Genomic DNA, 443 nt, shown 5'->3' with positions numbered 1-443 from the left:
ACTTTACCTGCTGTTACACCACACCTAAATGCCTGTAGGTCTGACTTCTTGTAACTGGAAAATCATGTAACATACTATACCTCTCAAGCGTCTAACAGGAAAAGATCCGCATGGAGGAATTTCTGCTATGAAGCGAGGCATATCACTGCTATTATTTTCAGTCATCGTCATACTCGTTCTTGGCTGGAGTCGCAGACAAACTATTCCTGAGCATCCAGACACCGAGGCGGAAATCGCTGCTCGGCAATATGTGGAAGCATACGGCTACCAGGTTGTGTCTTACACAGGTCCTATCTCCAGTTATACGCTTTCGCTAGAAGATTTATCCAAGCTCCCACATGCACAGGTTTGGCGCGTGATACCAATTGATCCTGCACCTTTTATTGGAAAGGAAATACAAGTTCACCAGCTGATCGTCTCCAACCATCCCCTTGATTCATACC

1 pseudogene is annotated in these 443 nt (G+C 45.6%); it reads left to right on the top strand.

Going from position 1 to position 443, the window contains the following annotated elements:
- Nucleotides 1-127 precede the first annotated feature (127 nt).
- Nucleotides 128-443 (top strand): annotated as a pseudogene (locus SB775_RS27490) (hypothetical protein); the annotation flags it as partial.

The sequence above is a fragment of the Peribacillus sp. SIMBA_075 genome, assembly GCF_046534585.1.
The sequence above is the reverse complement of the archived record's forward strand: the minus strand, read 5'-3'. Positions and strand labels throughout refer to the sequence as shown.